Origin of the sequence: Binatus sp. (SeqCode) (assembly GCF_050013435.1) — a bacterium.
Classification (GTDB): Bacteria; Desulfobacterota; Binatia; order Binatales; family Binataceae; genus Binatus.
Genome location: NZ_JBEKFG010000135.1, coordinates 1 through 3,856 on the forward strand (window position 1 = coordinate 1; position 3,856 = coordinate 3,856).

General features: G+C 62.4%; 3 protein-coding genes and 1 pseudogene. All 4 read left to right on the plus strand.

What is annotated here, in order from left to right; genetic code table 11:
- Window positions 1-260 (plus strand): TOBE domain-containing protein (locus ABSB13_RS16785; RefSeq protein WP_428110484.1); only part of this gene is annotated, 260 nt, incomplete at its 5' end.
- Between the two features lie 36 nt (window positions 261-296).
- Window positions 297-1,802: a GMC oxidoreductase gene (locus ABSB13_RS16790; RefSeq protein ID WP_428110486.1), complete on the plus strand. Its 1,506-nt coding sequence runs from the start codon at window positions 297-299 to the stop codon at window positions 1,800-1,802.
- Window positions 1,803-1,812: 10 nt separating this feature from the next.
- On the plus strand, window positions 1,813-3,420 hold the full coding sequence (locus ABSB13_RS16795; protein WP_428110488.1) for a GMC family oxidoreductase: 1,608 nt from the start codon (window positions 1,813-1,815) through the stop codon (window positions 3,418-3,420).
- A gap of 116 nt (window positions 3,421-3,536) precedes the next feature.
- Window positions 3,537-3,856, plus strand: a pseudogene (locus tag ABSB13_RS16800) (ISNCY family transposase); the annotation flags it as partial.

Genomic DNA, 3,856 nt, shown 5'->3' on the forward strand with positions numbered 1-3,856 from the left:
TCTTCGGGATTCGGCCGGAAGCGGTGAATGACCCTGAAAGCGTGGACCGCAACGCCAAGTCGGTGGCGACATTCGAGTCTGACGTCGAGATTGTCGAGCCGGCGGGCTCCGACACGTTTGTGGTCATCCAGGTGGCCGGCAAGGAACTGACGGCGCGCATGCGCGCCGACACAATGGTCGGCGTCGGACAGAAGCACACATTCGCATTCAATCTCGACAAGGCGGTCCTGTTCGATCCGTCGACCACGCGGCGCATCTGAACGGGCGGACGCGATCCTGCGCCCATAGAGGACATTATGCCAAGCGAGGAGCGAGTTGACGTCGCCGTCGTAGGATCGGGAATGGGGGGTGGAACGTTCGCTGCGGGACTGGCTGCTTCGGGAGCGAAAATCCTCATTCTCGAGCGTGGCGAGAGGCTCGCAGACACCAACGCGGTTCGGGATGCGCGCGCGATTTTTCAGCAAGGGGTGTTCAGACCCCAGGAATCCTGGCTGGACGGCGCCGGACAGGCATTTAATCCGGGCAACTACTACTACGTCGGCGGCAACACAAAACTATACGGGGCGGTGCTCATCCGCTATCGGGCTCAGGACTTCGAGCCGATCGTTCATCGTGATGGAACCACGCCCGGTTGGCCGTTCCCCTACGAGGAGCTGGAGCCCTGGTACACCGTTGCCGAGAGGCAATATCGGGTGCGCGGCGCGTTGGGCTTTGACCGCACTGAGCCGCGGCATTCGAAACCCTATCCATTCGGCCCGGTGCCGGACGAATCGGCGATCGCAAAAGCGCGCGAACGCCTCAAAGGCGTGGGCCTGAACCCGTTTCCGTTGCCGCTCGGCATCGACATCGACAGATGGATGCAACGCGCGAAAACGCCATGGGATGCATTTCCCGACGCCGGGCATGGCAAGATGGACGCAGAGAGCTGCGGCGTCAAAGAAGCATTGGCGCACCCCAACGTCGAGCTACGCACCAACGCTCGCGTCGATCGGCTGCTGGTGGAGCCTGACGGCAAGAGCATCGCCGGAGTCGAGGTCTTGCGGGACGGCGCGCGTAGCACGATCAGCGCGAAAGTCGTCGTGCTCGCTGCGGGCGCCGTCAATTCAGCCGCGTTGCTGCTCCGATCCGGGAAGAGCGGCCTCGCGAATCGTTCAGACACGGTCGGTCGGCATTTCATGAACCACAACGCTTCGGCGGTGGTGGCGATTGATCCGCGTGTCATTAACGACTCGGTCTATCAGAAGACCCTCGGGATCAATGACTTCTACCTCGACGACGGCCGCGGCGGGCCGCCGCTGGGCAACCTTCAGCTCCTCGGCCGTGTCACCGCTCCCATCCTCAAGGCCAACATCCGCCTGGCGCCGGAATGGGCGCTCGGCCCGATAAGCAAGCGCTCGGTGGATTGGTACGCGATCAGCGAGGACCTCCCGAATCCGGAGAGCCGGGTCACGGTCGACGGCGGGCAGATCCGCCTCGATTGGAAGCGCAGCAATTGGACGACCCACGAGATGCTCGTCAAGGCTTTCAAGGAGCGCTTGCGCTCAGCGGGTTATCCGATCGTCCTTTCGCGAGCTTTCGACCGACGGACGCCGTCGCACCAGTGCGGGACCGTTCGGATCGGGGTCGACCCAGCGAAGTCTCCCCTCGATCCCTTCTGCCGCGCCTGGGACCATCCGAACCTTTTCGTGATCGACGCTTCCTTCTTGCCGACATCGGCTGCGGTCAATCCGTCTCTGACGATCGCCGCTCAGGCGCTTCGCGTCGCAGACCACATTGCGAACAACGATCTTCAACGAATCTAGGAAAGGGACGATGACCTACGACTACATCATCGTCGGCGGAGGTCCCGCCGGCTGCGTTCTGGCAAATCGCTTGAGCGCCGACCCATCCACCAAAGTCCTGCTGCTTGAAGCAGGCGGCGGGGACTGGAATCCGCTTTTCGCCATGCCGGCGGGTTTCGCGAAGATGACCAAGGGTGTGGCGAGCTGGGGCTGGAGCACGGTCCCGCAAAAGCAACTCAACGGTCGCGTCATCTGGTACACGCAAGCCAAGGTAATCGGCGGCGGTTCCTCGATCAATGCGCAGCTCTATACGCGCGGCAACGCCAAGGATTACGACGCCTGGGTAAGCGAGGCTGGCTGCAAAGGCTGGAGCTATCGTGAAGTGCTGCCCTATTTCGTTCGCAGTGAGGACAACCAACGCCTCGTCAACGCATACCATGGCTATGGCGGTCCGCTGGGGGTCTCGTATCCGATCAATCCCTTGCCGATCAGTTTCGCGTTCGTGCGCGCGGCGCAGGAGGCGGGCATCCCGTTCAACGACGACTTCAACGGCGCAGTGCAGGACGGTATTGGCCACTACCAGCTTTCAACGAGGAACGCCCAGCGATCCTCCGCCTCGAGCGCGTTCCTGAAGCCGATCAAAGCCCGAAAGAACCTGACTGTCCGCCTCAATTCAGAGACGTTGAAGATCGACGTCGAAAAAGGCCGCGCCGTCGGGGTCACGATCGCCCGGGGAAGCGGAACTGAGTCGCTGCTTGCAGATCGCGAAGTGATTGTCAGTTGCGGCGCCATCGGATCGCCACGCTTGCTTCAACTTTCGGGGATTGGTCCCGCAGATGCGCTGAAAGCGGCACGCGTGGCGGTCGTCCATGATCTTCCGGGCGTCGGAAGCAACATGCAGGACCATCTCGACCTCTACGCGATTTCGGAATGCACCGGCGATCACACCTATGACCGCGTCGCGCGTCCGCATCGCACGCTATGGGCGGGGATCGAGTATCTCCTGTTCAAGACCGGCCCCGTGACTTCCACGTTATTCGAAACCGGCGGCTTCTGGTACGCGGACAAGGGAGCAAGATCCCCTGACATTCAGTTCCATCTTGGGCTCGGATCGGGAATCGAGGCGGGCGTCGCGCAGATGAAAAATCCGGGCGTCACGCTGAATTCTGCTTTCTTGCGACCGCGTTCACGCGGAACGGTGCGGCTCGCGAGCGCCGATCCGAAGGCCGCGCCGCTGGTTGACCCCAACTATTGGGCCGACCCCTACGATCGCGCCTGCGCTTTGAAGGGACTCAGGCTTGCACGCGAAATCCTGCGTCAGCCAGCGCTGAAGCCGTATGTGCTAGCCGAGCGATTGCCGGGCGACGACCTGAGCTCCGACGGGGAACTCGCCGAGTACGCATACCGATCATGCAAGACGGACCACCACCCGGCCGGCACCTGCGCCATGGGAATGGGGCGGCAAGCCGTCGTGACCCCGGACCTGAAACTTCGTGGGATCGAAGGCCTCAGAGTTGTCGACGCCTCCGTGATGCCCTTTGTCCCCTCCTGCAACACCAATGCGCCAACGATCATGGTGGCCGAGAAGGCTTCGGACATCATTCTGGGCAATGAGCCACTTCCAGCCGCCCTCCTGTAGCAGCGGCTCAAGGAGGAAGGGACGGTCGCTCGATTTCGGTTTTCCCGCCCAAAAACACAACTTTTTCAAAGGCGAAGGCTCGGGCAGTCGATTCGAACGAGCCATAGGTCGCGAAGCCGAAGAAGTCGGTGCTGCACAAGACGATCAGCGCCATCCGGGCCGAGACCTGGGAAGCGATCAATCGCATCCTGCTTGACAGCGCGCGTCAGGAGAAAGTCGAGACCGGCAAGGTCGTCAGGCTGGACAGCACGGTCACCGCCGCGCTTATGCATGAGCCGAGCGACAGCAACCTTCTCTGGGATGCGGTTCTGGGTAATGGCGCGGCTGTTGAGGGAGGCCGACGCCCTGATCGGCGGCCGTCTGGTGTGGCGCGATCATCGGCGCGCGGCGAAGAAGCGGGCGCGCGCGATCGAGTACACCCGCGGTCGACCGAACC